Origin of the sequence: Chryseobacterium sp. CBo1, from assembly GCF_001693475.1 — a bacterium.
Classification (GTDB): Bacteria; Bacteroidota; Bacteroidia; order Flavobacteriales; family Weeksellaceae; genus Chryseobacterium; species Chryseobacterium formosense.
This window is the reverse complement of the sequence record NZ_MAUH01000023.1, coordinates 35192-52973: the sequence shown is the minus strand read 5'-3', so window position 1 is coordinate 52973 and position 17782 is coordinate 35192. Positions and strand designations below refer to the sequence as shown.

General features: G+C 34.3%; 15 protein-coding genes. 9 read left to right on the top strand and 6 right to left on the bottom strand.

Annotation, left to right across the window (positions count from 1 at the left end):
- Window positions 1–42: 42 nt before the first annotated feature.
- Both BA768_RS12845 and BA768_RS12840 read left to right on the top strand, forming a co-directional pair.
- On the top strand, window positions 43–768 hold the full coding sequence (locus tag BA768_RS12845) for a TonB-dependent receptor plug domain-containing protein (protein WP_065721074.1): 726 nt from the start codon (window positions 43–45) through the stop codon (window positions 766–768).
- 156 nt (window positions 769–924) lie between these two features.
- On the top strand, window positions 925–2553 hold the full coding sequence (locus tag BA768_RS12840; protein WP_065721073.1) for an NADP-dependent glyceraldehyde-3-phosphate dehydrogenase: 1629 nt from the start codon (window positions 925–927) through the stop codon (window positions 2551–2553).
- A 92-nt stretch (window positions 2554–2645) separates the two neighbouring features.
- Here the strand turns inward: BA768_RS12840 and BA768_RS12835 are convergent, their stop codons facing one another.
- The gene (locus BA768_RS12835) at window positions 2646–3476 is read right to left on the bottom strand and encodes an alpha/beta fold hydrolase (protein ID WP_065721072.1); all 831 of its coding nucleotides are present in this window, start codon (window positions 3474–3476) and stop codon (window positions 2646–2648) included.
- A 163-nt stretch (window positions 3477–3639) separates the two neighbouring features.
- On the opposite strand from BA768_RS12835, the gene BA768_RS12830 reads away from it, so the two are divergent.
- Window positions 3640–4131 carry an RNA polymerase sigma factor gene (locus BA768_RS12830; RefSeq protein ID WP_065721071.1) on the top strand — a complete coding sequence of 164 codons (492 nt, stop codon included), beginning with the start codon at window positions 3640–3642 and terminating at the stop codon, window positions 4129–4131.
- 80 nt (window positions 4132–4211) lie between these two features.
- Complete coding sequence (locus BA768_RS12825) at window positions 4212–4811, top strand: hypothetical protein (protein ID WP_065721070.1); 600 nt, start codon at window positions 4212–4214, stop codon at window positions 4809–4811.
- Window positions 4812–4912: 101 nt separating this feature from the next.
- On the opposite strand, the gene BA768_RS12820 is transcribed toward BA768_RS12825, so the two are convergent.
- Window positions 4913–6403 (bottom strand): S41 family peptidase, encoded by a 1491-nt coding sequence (locus tag BA768_RS12820; RefSeq protein ID WP_228388418.1) that lies wholly within the window; start codon window positions 6401–6403, stop codon window positions 4913–4915.
- A 369-nt stretch (window positions 6404–6772) separates the two neighbouring features.
- Between BA768_RS12820 and BA768_RS12815 the strand changes: the two genes are divergently transcribed.
- Window positions 6773–7864, top strand: a complete 1092-nt coding sequence (locus tag BA768_RS12815; RefSeq protein WP_065721069.1) for an MBL fold metallo-hydrolase — start codon at window positions 6773–6775, stop codon at window positions 7862–7864.
- Between the two features lies 1 nt (window position 7865).
- Here BA768_RS12815 and BA768_RS12810 read toward each other — a convergent pair whose 3' ends face one another.
- Together BA768_RS12810 and BA768_RS12805 are read right to left on the bottom strand one after the other, a co-directional pair.
- Window positions 7866–8153: a GNAT family N-acetyltransferase gene (locus BA768_RS12810; protein ID WP_065721068.1), complete on the bottom strand. Its 288-nt coding sequence runs from the start codon at window positions 8151–8153 to the stop codon at window positions 7866–7868.
- Window positions 8154–8260: 107 nt separating this feature from the next.
- Window positions 8261–9562: a hemolysin family protein gene (locus BA768_RS12805; RefSeq protein WP_065721067.1), complete on the bottom strand. Its 1302-nt coding sequence runs from the start codon at window positions 9560–9562 to the stop codon at window positions 8261–8263.
- A 161-nt stretch (window positions 9563–9723) separates the two neighbouring features.
- On the opposite strand from BA768_RS12805, the gene BA768_RS12800 reads away from it, so the two are divergent.
- Entirely contained in the window at window positions 9724–10908 is a 1185-nt protein-coding gene (locus BA768_RS12800; RefSeq protein WP_228388416.1) for an MFS transporter, read from the top strand.
- A 124-nt stretch (window positions 10909–11032) separates the two neighbouring features.
- Here BA768_RS12800 and BA768_RS12795 read toward each other — a convergent pair whose 3' ends face one another.
- Window positions 11033–11779, bottom strand: coding sequence for an SDR family oxidoreductase (locus BA768_RS12795; protein ID WP_065721065.1), 747 nt, complete (start codon window positions 11777–11779; stop codon window positions 11033–11035).
- 103 nt (window positions 11780–11882) lie between these two features.
- Between BA768_RS12795 and BA768_RS12790 the strand changes: the two genes are divergently transcribed.
- The gene (locus BA768_RS12790) at window positions 11883–12221 is read left to right on the top strand and encodes a winged helix-turn-helix transcriptional regulator (protein WP_047477576.1); all 339 of its coding nucleotides are present in this window, start codon (window positions 11883–11885) and stop codon (window positions 12219–12221) included.
- A 235-nt stretch (window positions 12222–12456) separates the two neighbouring features.
- On the opposite strand, the gene BA768_RS12785 is transcribed toward BA768_RS12790, so the two are convergent.
- Window positions 12457–14676 (bottom strand): NADP-dependent isocitrate dehydrogenase, encoded by a 2220-nt coding sequence (locus tag BA768_RS12785; RefSeq protein ID WP_065721064.1) that lies wholly within the window; start codon window positions 14674–14676, stop codon window positions 12457–12459.
- Window positions 14677–14847: 171 nt separating this feature from the next.
- Here BA768_RS12785 and tpx point away from each other — a divergent pair, with 171 nt between their 5' ends.
- Together tpx and BA768_RS12775 are read left to right on the top strand one after the other, a co-directional pair.
- Window positions 14848–15345 carry a thiol peroxidase gene (gene tpx / locus BA768_RS12780; protein WP_034678475.1) on the top strand — a complete coding sequence of 166 codons (498 nt, stop codon included), beginning with the start codon at window positions 14848–14850 and terminating at the stop codon, window positions 15343–15345.
- Window positions 15346–15433: 88 nt separating this feature from the next.
- Complete coding sequence (locus BA768_RS12775; protein ID WP_065721063.1) at window positions 15434–17776, top strand: adenylate/guanylate cyclase domain-containing protein; 2343 nt, start codon at window positions 15434–15436, stop codon at window positions 17774–17776.
- The last annotated feature ends 6 nt before the right edge of the window (window positions 17777–17782 follow it).

The following is a 17782-nucleotide window of genomic DNA, read 5'->3' as shown; positions in this document are numbered from 1 at the left end:
AACCTTTTTATAAAACAAAGCATCTTTAATAAAAAAGCCTCTATGAAAATTACAATACCAAACCCTTGTCATGAAAATTGGGAAACAATGACTCCCCAGGAAAAAGGAAGATTTTGTTCGGTTTGCTCAAAAACAGTGAGAGATTTTACAATTGCTCCTGATAATGAAATAATCCACGTGTTTTCTAATTCTACTGAAGAAATCTGCGGCAAGTTCAATGAATCTCAACTGAACAGAAATATGCAATATTCTTCTATCAATTCTGTTTTTGTAAAATTTGCGGTGGGTTTTATTCTTACCACTGGAGGTTTAGTTTCTGTACAGGCACAAAATATAACAAATGATACTTTAAAGGTAGAAGAGATTGGTGATGTAGTGATATTTCCGGATACATATCAAAATAAGAAAAAGTTTGTCGGATCAGTTACTATCATTCCACAAGAAAGTTTAATTAAAGCTCAAAAAATTGATTCAAAAGTTGATCCTTCGATTTTGAGAGGTCTAAATATAAATCCACCAAAAGATAGTTTAAATAAAAAACAGATTAGGATCGGAGGGGCACAAACAACTTTGAGAAATGAGGAAAAACCGCTGATAGTTTTAGATGGGAAAATAATTGATTTTAATGATTTACAAAAAACAGATCCTTATTCAATTAAAGATATACATATCCTGAAAGATCATTCTGCAACTGCATTATATGGTCAAAAGGCTTTGAACGGTGTTATTGTAGTAACTACAAAAAAGAAATTTAAAAAGAAGAAGTAATTTTTGATTTTGTTGAAATGAATTAAAATTTATCTAATGTTAATTCTCATTCAAATACCCTTTAAATAGAGCGAATCTATTAATTTCCTCTTTTATAAACGGATTTTTACGGCTAACTTTATTCTTTCAAATTTCAAACTATTAAATTTTTAATGTATGAGCTTAGCCAATAATAGGTCATTTCTTGACCTTTTCAAATCCGAAAACGAAATTCCAGAAGAATATAAAGTTCCAGAAATCCATCAGAGAGAATATCTCCTTAATGGAGAATTGGTAAAATGGGAAGGAGAGGTTCAAAATATCTACTCGCCGGTTTGCCTTCAGACAGAGAATGGTTTAGAGAGAAAACTGTTGGGAAGTATTCCGAATATCGGTCCTCAAGAAGCAATGAAAGTTCTTGATGCCTGTGTAAAAGCTTATGACAATGGGTTAGGAGAGTGGCCGACCATGTCTGTAGAAGGAAGAATCAAATGTATGCAGAAATTTGTGTACTTAATGATTAAAGAGCGTGATTTAATTATCAAATTACTGATGTGGGAAATCGGAAAAACTTTAGCAGATTCCACAAAAGAATTCGACAGAACGGTAGATTACATCAACCAGACTATTGACGCACTGAAAGATTTAGACAGAGAATCTTCGCGTTTTCAACAGGCAGAAGGAACCATTGCGCAAATCAGAAGAGCCCCACTTGGTGTGGTTTTGAGCATGGGACCGTTTAATTATCCTTTAAACGAAATTTTTACAACATTGATTCCTGCTTTGATTATGGGAAATACGATTTTGTTTAAACTTCCAAAACACGGTGTTTTAGCACATTATCCTTTATTAAAAGCATTTAAAGAAGCCTTCCCAAAAGGAACGGTGAATACTTTATACGGAAAAGGTTCCGAAATTATTACTCCGATTATGGAGAGCGGAAAAATAAATGTTCTGGCATTTATCGGTTCAAGTAAAGTTGCGAATGGTTTAAAAAAATTACATCCGAAAGTGAACCGTTTAAGAGCAATTTTAAGTCTTGATGCAAAAAATGCTGCCATTGTTACGAAGAATGCGAATCTTGATATTGCCGTGAATGAAATTATTCTTGGAGCGCTTTCTTTCAACGGACAAAGATGTACTGCTTTGAAACTTATTTTTGTTCAAAAGGATGTTGCAGAAGAATTTACTCAAAAATTAACGGCTGCAGTTTCTGCTTTAAAACCCGGACTTCCTTGGGAAAAAGATGTGAAAATTACGCCGCTTCCGGAAGTTAATAAACCTCCTTACTTAAAAGAATGCATTGATGATGCATTGTCAAAAGGTGCAAAAGTTCTGAATGAAAATGGTGGATTTACTGAAGAATCTTTCGTTTTTCCAGCGGTTGTTTATCCTGTGAACAGTGAAATGAAGTTGTATCATGAAGAACAGTTTGGTCCCGTAATTCCGATGGTTCCTTTTGATGATATTGAAGAGCCGATCGATTATCAGGTTAATGCGGATCATGGGATGCAGGTAAGTATTTTCAGTGAAGATGCTCAAGAAGTTTCAAAATTAATTGATCCTTTTGTGAATTTGGTAAGCCGTGTAAATATTAATTGTCAGGCTCAGAGAGGGCCGGATGTTTTCCCGTTTACCGGAAGAAAAGACAGTGCGGAAGGTACACTTTCTGTATTTGATGCGCTTCGTTCGTTTTCAATTCGTTCTTTGGTTGCTGCGAAAGTGACAGATTCCAACAAAGAGTTGCTGAATACGATTGTAAGAGATCACGATTCTAATTTTCTGAGTACGGATTATATTTTTTAGTAATTATAATTTCGACATAAAATAAAAAACCGCAGTAAAACCTACTGCGGTTTTCTGATCATTAAAATCAGAATTATATTGAAAAAAAGAGTTTAATTATTGGTCAAAAATTTGGTGAGAATTTGATTCAAGTGTTCAGCATGCGTAATGTTTAATCCATGCGGACCGCCTTCTATTGTTACGAAATCATTGTCTGCAATTCCTTTTGCAGCCTGTTGTGCAGAAGTTTCTATAGGTACAATCTGATCATTGTCTCCGTGTACAATTAGTGTTTTTACCTTCACATTTCCAAGTTCTGGTCTGAAGTCTGTATTTGCCCAGCTTTCTGCACATCTTATTGTTGCTATAGGAGAAGCACATGATGCAATGCTCCAATCATAATCGAGCTGCTTCTGGCTGACTGTCTGGGAAAGCAATCCATAATTGTAAAAGTTTTTGTGGAATGTTTCCAGAAAAGTAACCCTGTCTTTTTTCAGATTCTCCATAATCCCGTCAAGATCTTCCTGCGGAACGCCTTGCGGATTGTCATCTTTCTGTTTTACCAAAGGAATGATAGAAGATATTAAAGCTATTTTATCCACATTTTCAGAGCCATAATTTGTTAGATAACGAACAACTTCGCCTCCGCCCATTGAAAAGCCGAAAAGAATCACATTTTTTAGATCTAATTGTGTAATAATTTCATGCAGATCTGCTGCAAGACCATCATAATCGTAACCTTCTAAAGTCGGGGCAGATTTTCCGAAACCTTTTCTGTCATAAGAAATGACTCGGTATCCTAAATTTAAAAGAACAGGAATCTGGAGTTCCCATGATTTTCCGCTTAAAGGCCATCCGTGAATAAGAATAATCGGCTGTCCGGAACCGAAATCTTCATAATAAAGTTCAAAACTTTTGTCGTCTTGTTTTTTAATGTAAGGCATATTTATATTTTTTTGGTGTGATACGAAAAACACAAATTTTAAGCCATGAGATGATTTTAAATAAAGATGTGGTACTTTGTTTTAAATTTATTTGAAATTTTTAATAAAAACTGTAACAATTATTTTGATGCGTTACTAACTCTACAGAGCACAAGAAAAAACAATGACCTCACAACAGGAATTTATAAACAAAATCGAAAAGCATAAGGGAATCATTTTTAAGATTTCTAAAATGTACATGGACGATAAAGACGACCGGGATGATCTCTTCCAGGAGATTACGTACCAGGTTTGGAAGGCTTATCCGAAATTTAAAGGCGAGAGTGAATTTTCGACTTGGCTGTACAGAATTGCGCTGAATACCTCAATTATTTTCTTGAAATCTGAGAAAAAAAGAAGTTTTATTGCTAATGAAGACTTTTCGAATTATAAAATTATAGAGGATGAATACGATCATGAAAAAGAAGAGAAATTAAACAAAATGTATACAGCGATCAATCAGCTGAGCCCAATCGATAAAGCATTCATCTTTTATTATCTCGAAGATTTTTCCGGAAGAGAAATTGCCGAACAAATGGGTATTTCTGAAGGAAACGTGAGAGTGAAAATGAACCGCGCAAAAAATAAACTGAAAGAAATTTTAAGTAATAAATAAGCTGGAAGCCGGAAGTTTGAAGCTGGAAGACTTCCAACATCCATCTCCCAACTTCCAGCAAAGAATTAAAAACAAACATTATGAATATAGATGAACTAAAAAATGCATGGAGTGAAGATGTTTCAGACGAAACACCGGAAATCAGCACCGAACATACAAACAAGATCAACCTTCCTTTAGAAAAAATCAGAAAAAATATGAGAATGGAATTCTGGTCAACGGTCGGAATTTTAATTTTCGGGTTTCTGGTAGTCTGGGTTCCGGTTCCTGAAGCTCCGTTTAAGTTTAAATTTTATTTAACGGTCTTGCTGTTTTCAATGGTAATCGTGGTTTCGTTTTTCTTCAGCAAGTTTTTTAAATTGTACAGAGACATCAGTAATCCGATGCAGAAAACATATGAATCTCTTCAGGATCTGATGTTTCAGTTTAAATTGAATGAACAGTATTATCTGTCTTTTATGCTTTCATTTGTCCCGTTTTTGGTTTGTGAACTGATTATTGTGATTGAGTTTATTCCGCATCGTGTTCCTTTGAGTGACTTTCAAATTGCAACAACGATTATTTCTACACTTGCAATTGGTCTTTTCGGACTTTTCTTGCTCGGAAAGTATTGGTATAAAGGTTTTTACGGCAAATATGTTAACCAGATTGAGAATCTTCTGAATGATCTTAAAAAATAAGGTTTAAACGGTTTCGGCGGGCTTTCAGCCCGCCGAAACCGTTTTTCTTTAAGAAATTATTGAGTAGAATATGTCGGCAATTTTCTCAAAACAGAAATAATTTAATTCTCAACTTTACTGTCTTTCAGTCTCTGAATATCATTTTTTACCCAATCCAGTTGTACATCTTTTTTATCGATAATATCCTGCATATTTTCGTTAATTTCTACATCAGGAACAACACCTTTTTGCTTATTTTCAAACGTGATATTTGGCTGTACCAAAAGTAATCCGATCGGTAAATCGATTTTAGAATTCGGAAGTTTCTGATAAGAATAAAATCCTGCAACCGTTCCGTCATTTGCACCACCTGTTTCTTCACCAACTAAGGTGACGCGCTGATCAAATTTTAATTTAGATGAAATAATCGATGATGCTGAGAAACTTCCGCCATTAATTAAAACATACACTTTTCCTTTGAAAGCATTATCTTTTGGTTTCGTCGACTTGTTTTCCTTCATTTTATAATAAGCAATTCCGTCTTTTCCTTTATAAACATTAAAAGCCTGATATAAAAAATACCCGGGATAAGTCAGACTTTTGTAGGCATATTGAAGCGGATTTGATGTTTTGAAGTAATTGGTTTTCAAAGGGGTAACTCTTGAAGCCAGTTGCGAAGGTTTTATCAATACAAAAGGTTCGGGAGCTAAGTAAGAGTACAATTGATTGATCTCATAAAGCGAACCGCCGTAGTTTTCACGAATATCAATGATGAGATATGAAGATTCTGCATTTTTTATTTTCGCAAAAGATTCTTTATAGAACCTGTCGGCAAAAGATCTTGAGAAACTTTTAATTTTCATGTAAGCAATTGTACTGTCTTTGTCGAGAAATTTAAAGTTCCTGTTGTAAGAACTTGTAGAGACCACATAATCATTCAGCTTTTTTTCAGGACTGCGTTTTTTCTCGGCTTTGTCTTTCTCAAGGTCTTTTTTATCTTTGGTCTCACGGTTTAAAGTCAAAATCTGCCTTTCGTTATTGTAAAGCGTTTCGATTTTTGCGCTGTCCATAATTCCTTTCTCGGCAACAAAAAAATTAAAGAAAACATCTTTCAGATAATGAGGATAGAAAGTCTTATTGTAACCGTCACTGCTGATTAATTCACGATATTTTTTAAGATAATCTGAAACAGGGACATTATTAATGCTTAACAGTTCAGTCCCCGGTTTTATATTTTGTATGGAATCTTTATTTTCTATAAAATACAAGTGATCTCCTTTCACATGATACTCAAATCTTCCAAAAAGTCCTTTTTTGTTTTTTAACGCCCTAATTTCTTTTTTTGAAAACCTTTTTGCTGGAATTCTCAACGAGAGATGTCCTTCACGGATTTTCGCAATAACCGGCTGCAATTTAAAGTAAAACTGAGTCGGAGTTAAAGGTTTCGTAATGGTGGTTTTTAAACTGTCAAATTTAAAATCAAGTTCTTCTTTTGAAATATACCAATTAAGCTTTGGGTGCATTTCCTGAAGTTTCAGGTACGTAAAATCTACATCTTCACGAAGTTTTTCAGGCGGAATCAAGCTTAATCTTTGTTCGTTATATTTTGTCACGGAAGTGCATGAAAAAACTGACAAAATTAGGATTATGAATAATATATATTTCAAAATATGAACTTTTTTAGTCAAACGAATTTAAAAACTTTTAAATATATTCAGAAATAAAAAGTAAAATTCATTTTCATGCGTCATTGATGGAAGAGTATCAATTTTGAGAGATTTTTTTTGCCATTAAGATTGAGCACAAAAGTAATTCAGATTTATTTAGATTCACTAAAGTGACCGATTTAGAAGTATGCTTACACCAATTTATTGATTCTTAAGACATCTTAAATATTTAATGATCTTAATGTTTAAAAATGTTTTACAAAATTATCAGATGCTCTTAGAAAGTTTTTTACATTTGAATTTGAAATTTTTACAATGATTTATTTTATCATATTGATTGCGGTTATTGCAATTGTAACATATTTAGTATTATCGATGGATGTTTTTGGAGCAGAGCCGAAAGGTAAACGCCTGGAAAGAATGCTGAAATCTAAGAATTATAAAAACAAACAATTTCAGAATCAGAGTTTTACACCATCTTTTGCGGAAGGTTACAGCATGCCGAAAGTAATGTTTGATTTTTTCTTTTCCAAAAAAGATCCTTTACTGAAACCTTTACATACAATTCCGAATGTACAAACCGATTTGAAAAACCTTTCTGAGGATGAAGATGTATTTATCTGGATGGGGCACTCTTCTTATTTGATAAAAATCGATGGTGTTTCTTTTCTGATAGATCCTGTTTTAAGCACTTTTGGTTCACCTTTTAAGTTTTTCAATAAAGCTTTTGAAGGTGCAGATTTATTTAAGCCTAAAGATATTCCCAATATCGATTATCTCGTTATCACACATGATCATTATGATCATTTAGATTTTCCGACGGTAAAAGCAATCCGCGAGAAAGTAGGAAAGGTTATTATGCCTTTAGGAGTGGGTGCACATTTCGAAAAATGGGGCTATTCTCCAGAACAGTTGATTGAAGAAGATTGGGAAACTGTTGTCGATTTAAAAAATAATTTCAAAATTACTTTTACTCCTGCAAGACATTTTTCAGGAAGAAAATTCCACAGAAACAATACATTATGGACTTCTTATGTTCTTGAAACGCCAACAAAAAAACTGTTTTTAGGTGGCGACAGTGGTTATGACAATCATTTTAAAACAATTGGCGAAAAATACGGTCCGTTTGATTACGCCATCCTGGAAAACGGACAATACAATCCTGCCTGGAAATACATCCATGCTTTACCGGAAGATGTAATTCAGGCAAGTATTGATATTCAGGCGAAAAATATTATTCCGGTTCACTCCGGGAAATTTGCATTGGCGTTACATCCTTGGAATGAGCCGTTGCAGAAAGTAACCACACTCGGAAAAGAGAAAAATCTGCACATTCTCACTCCGAAAATCGGAGAGATTTTAGATTTAAATAAATCAGATCAACATTTTCAGAACTGGTGGGAATAATTTATTCATGCCAGATTCCTTTATATCTTTTCGGATGATTTTCAAGCTGCTGTCTTACAAAATCGCACTCCGGATCGATCATCAGATCTTTTTCTTCGGCATAATTTACCAATTTATCCAAAAGCAATTTTGCATAACCGTGACCTTCAAGATCTTCGTTGATTTTGGTATAATACACATTGAGGAGTCTTCCGTCAACAGAAATCGACATGTAACCGACCTTTTTACCGTCAATTAATAATTGCAGTTCGTCCTGATAAGGTGTTATTTCAAACGTTATATTTTCCATAATTTCTGATGTTTATTGGTGAAACTCTTCTTTAAAATTACAAATTAAAATTTTATGCAGAGAAGATTTAAGAGATTTTAAAATAATTTATAATGATTTAAATTAAGTTATTCGTTCAAAATAGTTTCATCAACGTTCAGAATTTTGCTGGCTAAAATTTTATCAACACGGTTTCCGTCTTTATCTACGATTTCTAAAAGCAGATTTCCGATTTTCACCGTGTCGCCGGTTTTGGGCATATCATCATAATCATGAAAAAACAATCCTGAAACGCTCACAAATTTCTTTTCAACTTCCTGATCAATTTCGATATTAAAGTATTTTTTAAAGTCATGAATGGAGCATTTTCCGTCGATAAGCCATGAAGTTTCATTTCGTTTAATAATTTCAGGCTCATTATCACTTCCGTCGGGAATATTTCCAACCAGATCATCAAGAATGTCATTCAGTGTAATAATTCCTTTGGTTGTTCCGTATTCATCGATGACAATGGCAGTATGTGATCGGTTGTTCTGAAAACTTTCCAAAAGTGGGTAAATGAATGAGGTTTCGCTCACAAAGACAGCTTTTTTTAGATGTTCTTTCAACGAAAAATTCTGTTGCGAAAAATCAAAAAGGTCTTTCATTTTTACAATTCCGATGATATTGTCGAGATTGTTTCCATCAGTTACAGGATAGGTAGAGTAGGAGCAGCTTTTAATCTTTGTTTTAATGGTTTCGTAATCGTCATTTGCATCAAGAGCTACAATTCTTGAACGGTGCGTTGCCAGAGAATTTACTTTTCTGTCACCCAGAGCAAATGCATTTTTAAGAATATCGTGTTCTTTTTCTTCAATAATCCCGCCTTCATTTCCTTCTTTAATGATTGATTTAATCTCTTCTTCGGTGACGGTTTCTTTTTTATCATTTTTAATTCCGAAAAGTTTTAAGATTCCTTCGTTCGTAATCGTTAAAAGCCAGACAAAAGGCGAAGTGATTGCAGAAAGCCAATACATTGGTTTTGCAATGAAGATAGATATTCTTTCAGGGAATTTCAAACCTAATCTTTTAGGAATCAATTCACCAAACACGATGGATAGAAAGGTTACGAAGGCAACAATTAAAACAGAAGCAATACCTTTGGAATACTCAGAAAAAACCTCAAATTGAGAAATGTATTTTGCAAAATTGGCGGTAAGTTTATCTCCGGAATAAATTCCCAGCAAAATACCGATAAGCGTAATGCCGATCTGAACAGTAGAAAGAAATTTATTCGGATTTTCAGATAGCTTAATTGCTGTTTTAGCATTGGAGTTTCCTCTTTTTTTGATGCTGTTGAGTTTGAATTTCCTGGAAGAGACCAATGCCATTTCCGACATTGAAAATATCCCATTGAGGAGAATGAGAAGAATGATGATGAAAATTTCCATAGGTAGATTTGGTAATGAGATAAAGTTAGAGAAAAAAGATAAGGAAATCAACAGTCTTTTCCGATTGAATTTAAATATCGAATATTTAAGATTTATTTATCTTAAAACAGCATTAACAGCAAAAAAATGTCGGACTTTTGTCGCTTGAAATTTCTATGAAGATGTTAAAAGAGAAAAACAAATTTTTAGCAACCATTCTTGCATTTGCCGTAATTCCAATGTCGGGTCTTGCAACCGATATTTATCTGCCTTCGATGCCGAGTATGGCAACCGAACTTCATCAGCCGGAAAGTAATATTCAGCTTACTTTATCGATATTTTTGATTAGTTATGGTTTAACGCAGTTTTTTGCAGGAAGTATTGTCGATTCTTTTGGAAGGTACAAGGTTTCCATGGCTTCTTTGGCATTATTTGTCGTTTCATTCATTATTACTGCAACCACTCAGAACTTATTTGTAATCTATGCGATGCGTGTGTTGCAGGGTATTTTGTCGGGATTTGCAGTGGTTTCTAAGAGGGCATTTTTTGTGGATGTTTACGAAGGAGACGAGCGGAAACATTACTTAAGCATTATGACGATCGTCTGGTCGGTCGGTCCAATTATCGCGCCATTTATTGGAGGTTATCTGCAGAAAATTTTCGGATGGCAGTCGAATTTTTATGTGTTGGCAGGATACAGTTTAATTCTTCTTATTCTTGAATTCTTTTTTTCAGGCGAAACTTTGAAGAAAAGAAATCCTTTCCACATTGAATTTTTGCTGAAAGAATACAACTCCATGTTTAAAGCCAAAGATTTCTTTTATGGAATGGTAATGTGCGGACTGAGTTATTCGATGATTATGTTTTTCAATCTGTGCGGATCTTTCATTATTGAACATAAAATGGGCTATTCTGAAGTGGTTGCAGGTTATGTTTCTTTAATCCTCGGATTTGCTTGGATGACAGGTGGTTTTTTAGGAAAAGCATTGATTAATAAAGCTTTTTTACCCAAAATTCGTTATGCTAATTTCATTCAGTTATTTTTAATTGTCTTGATGTTTATTGCATCCTATTTTTCAAATAATATTTACAGTCTGGTGGCATTTGCTTTTGTAATTCACGTGACAGCCGGCTTTATCTTTAATAATTATTTCTCCTACTGTATCGGAAGATTCCCGAATTCAGCAGGGATTGCAGGTGGTTTAACAGGCGGAATTGCCTTTATCATCACATCCACCATCAGTTACGGAATTGTTGCGATCATCAAACCTCAGGTTCAGCTGGAAGTAGCAGAAGGATATTTCGTATTGGGAATTTTAGGACTATTTATTTTAAGTATGATTAAATTAAGAAAGGCACATGTTTAATAGTTGTTTTAATCTCAAATACCTGGAACTTTTAGACATAGTTTTATACGATTAATCCTCCCGAATAAAGGAGGATTTATTTTAAATCAGATTTAAATCATGGGATTTTTTTCGTATTTTCAAACTACAAAATCATTCCGCCATCGATAAGGATTTCAGTTCCTGTCATGAAGCTCGCTACATTATTATCCGATAAATAAACAACTGCTTTTGCTACATCTTCAGCAGTTCCCATTTTCTTTAAAGGAATTAAATCGGTCAGCCAAGCATCAAGACCTTTCAAAGTTTTTTCGTCTAATCCTGCTTTAGTCATAATTTCCGTTTTCGTAGGTCCCGGACTTACCATATTGACTCGGATTTTTCTTGGCGCCAATTCTGCAGCGGCTGTTTTTGCAATTGAATTCAGTGCTGCTTTGCTTGCCTGATAAACCGAACTGTTGGGTTTGGAAGTTGTTGCTACATTTGATGATAAAAAGACAACAGAAGCACCGTCATTCAAGAGCGGAGTAAATTTGCTTAAAGTGAAATACGCTCCTCTGAAATTAATATCCATCACATTATCAAAATTTTCCGCACTCATATTTTCGATAGAGTCTAAAGTTCCGGTGATTCCTGCATTGATAAACAAGATATCAACTTTCCCGAATTGATTTTCAACTTCTGTTTTCAAATTTTCAATGTCTTCCAATTTTCCCTGATCTGCCGCAAACGGAATTGCTCCCAATTCTTCTGCTGCTTTTTCAATGGCTTCTTTTCGTCTTCCGGTGATGATTACTTTCGCTCCTTCTGCGATTAATTCTTTAGCGGTAGCATATCCAATTCCGCTGTTCCCACCGGTTATGATGGCTAATTTGTTATTAAACTTATTCATTGCTTTAAAATTTTTGACAAAGTTATCTCAAATTGGTATACTTTTGTAATCAGTATCACAGAGTATATCAGTATCATCAATTATATCATTTAACTTTGCACTCATGGAAAGAGATCAGACAGAAGAGCTTAGAGCTTTACAAGATACCCTTTATTTCATTGGCGGAAAGTGGAGAATTCCTGTCATTAATTCACTTTGTAATGGCAACAGACGTTTCCGAGAAATAGAAAGAAGCATCCCCGGAATTACCACAAGAATGCTTTCAAAAGAGTTGAAAGAAATGGAAATGAATAAGCTGGTAAAGCGAACCGTTTATCCAGAAACTCCTGTTTTAATTGAATATGAACCGACCGGGTATTGCAGAACTTTCGGGAATATTATTTCGGAAATGATTAATTGGGGAAGGGAGCATAGAAGAGTGATTGTGGAGGATAAAATTTAGTTTTATAAACAAATGCTTAATAATGGTTTTATTGATAATGAATTTAAATATCAATAGGAACGGGCTTTAGCCTGTTTAAATTTTTACATAATATCAATTGGCTTTAGCCAAAACTTAAAATAATACTTTGCCTAGATTCTTCCTTCGTCAGAATGACAAACGGGACGTTTAAAAATTACTACTTAAAAAAAGCCCCTTTAAAAAAGGAGCTTTCAATCTATATTAAATCTGAAAATTAAATTCCGTCGATAATTTCATTTAAAACTGTGCTTGGTCTCATTGCTGCGTAAGTTTTGTACTTATCAGTTTTGTAGTATCCTTCAATATCCTGAGGTTTACCTTGAGCACCAATTAATTCTGAATTAATTACATCTTCATTTTCCTGCATTGCAGCGGCAACTGGAGCAAATTGTTTAGCCAATTCAGCATCAGCAGTTTGGTTTGCTAAAGCTTCAGCCCAATACATTGCCAAATAGAAGTGAGAACCTCTGTTATCGATTTGTCCAACCTTTCTTGCAGGAGACTTATCGGTAGCTAAGAATTTAGCATTAGCCTCATCCAATGCATCGGCTAAAACCTGAGATTTTGTATTGTTTTGAGTTTGTGCTAAATGCTCTAAAGAAGCCTGTAAAGCCAGGAATTCACCTAAAGAATCCCATCTTAAATAACCTTCTTCTACGAATTGCTCAACGTGTTTCGGAGCAGAACCTCCAGCTCCTGTTTCGAATAAACCACCACCGTTCATTAATGGAACGATAGAAAGCATTTTAGCAGAAGTTCCAAGTTCAAGAATTGGGAAAAGATCCGTTAAATAATCTCTCAATACGTTTCCTGAAACAGAAATGGTGTCTTTTCCTTCTCTTGCTCTTTTTAAAGTTTCCGTCATTGCATCTTTTACGTCAAGAATTTTGATGTCAAGACCATTTGTATCATGATCAGCTAAATATTTTTCAACTTTTTTGATCATTTCTCTGTCGTGTGCTCTTCCTTTATCTAACCAGAAAATGGCAGGCGTATCAGATAATCTTGCTCTGTTTACTGCTAATTTTACCCAGTCCTGGATTGGAGCATCTTTAGTCTGACACATTCTGAAAATGTCACCCGCTTCAACTTTTTGAGAAAGAAGAACGTTTCCGTTTTCGTCCTGAACTTCAATAGTTCCTTCAGCAGAAGCCTGGAAAGTCTTGTCGTGAGAACCGTATTCTTCAGCTTTTTGAGCCATCAAACCAACGTTTGGAACAGAACCCATTGTAGTAGGATCTAATTTTCCATGAGCTTTCATATCATCAATAACTGACTGATAGAAACCTGCATAAGAACGGTCCGGAATGATACAAACTGTATCTTCTTCTTTCCCTTCTTTGTTCCACATTTTTCCTCCGCCTCTTACCAAAGCAGCCATAGAAGCATCAACGATGATATCAGATGGAACGTGGAAATTCGTAATACCTTTGTCAGAATTTACCATCGCCACTCTAGGTCCGTTTGCCAAAGCAGCTTCAATATCAGCTTTGATATCAGCTTCCTGAGCGTTTCCTTTTATTTTATCAAAAAGATCTGCAAGACCGTTGTTTGGATTTACGTCTAAAGAATCAAAAGTCTCAGCATATTTAGCGAAAACATCTTTGAAGAAAGTCTCAACAATAGCTCCAAATACGATTGGATCAGAGATTTTCATCATCGTCGCCTTAAGGTGAGCAGAAAGAAGAACGTTTCTGTTTTTAGCTTCGTCAATCGCTTGCTGAACGAAAGCTTTCAATGAATTTAAGTTCATTACAGAAGAATCGATTACTTCTCCGGCCTGAAGACCTGCAAAATCTTTTAATAAAGTTTCAGCACCGTCATTTCCTTTGAAAACGATTTTATATTTTGTAGCGTTTTCAAGCGTTGTAGATGTTTCTGTACCGTAGAAATCTCCAGTTTCCATATGAGCAACGTCAGTTTTGCTGTCAGAAGCCCAATCACCCATTCTGTGAGGGTTTGCTTTTGCGTAGTTTTTAACGGCTTTTGGAGCACGTCTGTCAGAATTTCCTTCTCTTAACACAGGGTTTACAGCACTTCCTAATACTTTAGCATATTTAGCTTTGATTGCTTTTTCTTCATCATTTTTAGGTTCAGCGGGATAATTTGGAACTGCAAAACCTTTTCCTTGCAATTCAGCGATAGCAGCATCCAATTGAGGTGCAGAAGCTGAAATATTTGGTAATTTGATAATGTTTGCATCAGGCTGAGTAGCCAATTCACCTAATTCAGCCAAAGCATCACCTATTTTTTGATTCTCATTCAAAAATTCAGGGAAGTTTGCTAAAATTCTTCCTGCCAAAGAAATATCCGGAACTGCAATCTCGATGTTTGCTGATTTTGTAAATGCTTTTACAATCGGTAAAAACGAGTGTGTCGCCAACATTGGAGCCTCATCCGTAAGGGTGTAATAGATTTTTGATTTTTCTGACATTATGATGTTAGTTTATTGTTTTAATTTTAAGATTCACAAATTTAGTTAAATTTTAATTTTTTCCACTTTAATAATCAATGAGATTTTCCACTTTAAGAATTATTTAACCTTTATTTCAAACAAAAACACTTGAAATTTGAATAAATTTGAGAAACTTTAAAAATTTAAATTATGTCTACAATTACTTTAAAAGGAAATCAGGTAAACACATTGGGTAGCCTTCCTCATGTTGGTTTTACAATAAAGGATTTTGCATTGGTAGATTCTGGCCTGAATGTGAAAACTCTTGAAAGCTTCGAAGGAAAGAAAAAGGTATTCAATATTTTCCCGAGTATCGATACACCGACTTGTGCATCTTCCGCAAGAAAATTCAATGAAGAAGCTTCAAATCTTGAAAACACTGTTGTTATTAATGTTTCTAAAGATCTTCCTTTTGCATTGACAAGATTTTGTGCTGCTGAAGGTTTAAATAATGTGGAAACACTTTCTGATTTCAGAGGAAGTTTCGGTGATGATTATGAAGTAACGATCACAGATTCTCCGATGAAGGGCCTTTTAAGCCGCGCTGTAATTGTAACTGACGAAAACAATAAAGTGCTTTACACCGAGCAAGTTTCTGAAATTGCTAACGAGCCTAATTATGAGGCTGCTTTGGCCGCTTTGAAATAGTAAAAAATATTTCTCAATAAATTGAAATCATTCTGTTGTTTAACAGAATGATTTTTTTATTTTTGTGCATCAACGCAATAACCAGCCATTGAAAAATAGATATACTCCAGTTCTTGTCTTATACTCACTATTTTCTGGGATTTTCTTTTCTCAGGCACAAGATTCTAAAGAGGTTTTAGAATTGAAGAAAAAAATAGAAAAAACCAGTAGTGACAGCGAAAAGCAAGAAATTCGAAGGAAAATAATTGCCACTTATTCAAATGAAAAAAAATTAGACAGTGTTGTTGTTTATACGAATAAGATGTTGCCGTTTTACGAAAGGATGAATGATCGCGCTAAAATCGGAAACATAGAATTAAATTTAGTTGGTATTTACCATGCTCTCAACAAAAAAGACTTAGAAATTTTACATTTCAAAAATGCTGAAAAGTATTATAATGATTTGACTTTGGAAAATAAGGTGCGCCTAAATGATATTGGTGGTTTTTTTCAATACAGCAATAAAAACTACGATAAATCACTGGATTATTATAATAGAAATATTACATTCTATAAAATAGGTGAAAAAGTAAGCACGCAGAAAATTGATGAAACCTATCAAACTATCATCTCTTTATATTATTACAGAAAGTATGATTATGCTAAAACATTCAATGTTACAAACGATTACCTGCATTTTATTCAAAAAGAATTTCCAGAAAAGTTAGGAGACGTGCATGCTTACTTGGGAGGCATTTATTGGGGAGTAGGATTCAATAAAAAAAGTGTTGAGGAATTTGAAAAAGCAATAAAGCTTTATGAGAATCAGAAAGGCAGAGAGAAAGATATTTATGCTATCAAACGTACTTTGGGAGCGAACTATATGAATATGAAAGAGTTTGCTAAAGCAAAAAATTATGCTCAAGAGTCATTTGATTATTATACAAAAATAAAAGATGTTCCTTCTCTTTCTCATACTTATAATTTATTAGCTCATATTGCATTTGGAGAAAATAAACTTGCCGAATCGAAAGAACATATTCTTAATGCGATTAAAATTATTCCGGATACAGCTCAGGCTAATCTTTATAATAAAGCCTACTTAGGAACTATTAAGTATAAAATGTTGATGCAAACAGATAGCATAAACATAAAAACTGATAAATCGAAGTATAATGAATTAGAAAAAATTGCAAAAGAGCTATCAGATAATTTTGAAAAAATTGAGGCAAATAAAGATGAAATGACATCAGGGGTACTTATACATAACTATAATTTACTTTCAGATGCTTATGGAATGCTTGGAGATTACAATAAAGCTTATTATTATTTAGATAAAACAGTAAAGCAAAAAGAGAAATCGTATAGCGTACAAAAAATTAGAGCACTTTCTGAAGTTCAGGGAGAGCAAGAGCTTAATGATGAAAGACTTCGCATACAAGTTATTGAAGAAACCAAACGCATCCAACTTCAAAAGGAAATCGAATTAAAAGCACTCCGTTTTGAATATGAAAAGAAACAGGCTGCTGCAAAAACTAAGGAAGAGAGAAAAAGATTAGCCCTTGAAGAAGATCTAAAAAGAAAGGAAATTCAGATCAAATTCGAAGAAGAGCAAAAAGCGGTTACATTAAGGTACAATCAGGAAAAAAATATTGCCAGAATCAATCAGGAGAAAAAAGATGCCATCGCAAAAGCCGAGTTAGAAAGTTCTCAAAATCAGAAAAATATTTGGGCAGTCGGAGCTGGTTTGTCGCTTCTCTTATTAGGTTTTGCAGGATATTCATATAATCAAAAGCGAAAAGACAACAAAAAAATCGCAGAAGAAAAGAAAAAATCAGACGATTTACTTCTGAATATTCTTCCTTTCGAAGTTGCTGAAGAATTAAAAGAGAAAGGTAAAACCAGTGCAAAGCATTTTGATGAAGTTTCCGTTTTGTTTACCGATTTTGTGAATTTCACGGCAAATTCAGAGCGAATCGGCGTTCAGGAAGTTTTAAATGAATTAAATATCTGCTTTACCGAATTCGACAGAATCATGGAAAAATATGGTTTGGAAAAAATTAAAACCATCGGCGATGCTTATTTGGCAGTAAGCGGATTGCCTGTTTCCAACGAGCAGCACGCAAAAAATGCTGTCAATGCAAGTCTGGAAATTCTTTCTTATATTCAACAAAGAAAAAAAAATAACCCAAATGCTTTAGATATCAGAATCGGAATTCATTCGGAACCGGTGATTGCAGGAATTGTCGGTGTGAAAAAATTCGCTTACGATATTTGGGGCGATACGGTAAATACGGCGGCGAGAATGGAACAGAACAGTTCTTTAGGAAAATTAAATGTTTCCGAAGCTACCTATCATTTAATAAAGAATGACTTTAGTTTTGAGTATCGTGGGAAAATCGAAACCAAAGGTAAAGGCGCAATGGATATGTATTTTGTAAATGAATCTTAATATTAT